1 rRNA gene is annotated in these 500 nt (G+C 52.8%); it reads right to left on the reverse strand.

Annotated elements, in window-relative coordinates:
- Positions 1-412: 412 nt before the first annotated feature.
- A 5S ribosomal RNA gene (gene rrf / locus HMPREF1257_RS11600) occupies positions 413-500 on the reverse strand; the annotation flags it as partial.

Consider the following 500-nt stretch of genomic DNA (forward strand, 5'->3'; position numbering starts at 1 on the left):
GCCGGATCTCGTCTCGCCATAGTAGTCATTCTGGTTCATCTCCTTATGCGGGTTAGGTTCCCACACACAAACCATTAGACACTCTCTGGTGTCGCCTACTGGCTCGTGCCTAGTGGTAGCTGGTGGTGTGCTACTTGTCATCGTAACCGTATCCCCCGGGGTGTACTACACCCTTCAATGTGTCGAATATGTTTTCGTCTACCAAGGCATCAGACTACCCACCCGAAAAGACACCAGGGTAAAACCCACACACCCCACCACGCATAACCCCTGCTCGACAGAGTACAAGTCGCCTACACTAGCGGGGGTAAAACGACGGAAAGTCCCCGAAAACCAACCACCCACAATTATTAGGGGTGGTGGCCTTTCGGGGACTACCAGAAGTCACTATTTAGTTATTCTTTGTGTTTGGTGTCGGCGGTGACTTACTCTCCCACAACCTCCCGGTTGCAGTACCATCAGCGTGTACAGGCTTAGCTTCCGGGTTCGGAATGGGACCG

The organism is Corynebacterium sp. KPL1814, from assembly GCF_000478175.1.
In the GTDB taxonomy this organism is placed as follows: domain Bacteria; phylum Actinomycetota; class Actinomycetes; order Mycobacteriales; family Mycobacteriaceae; genus Corynebacterium.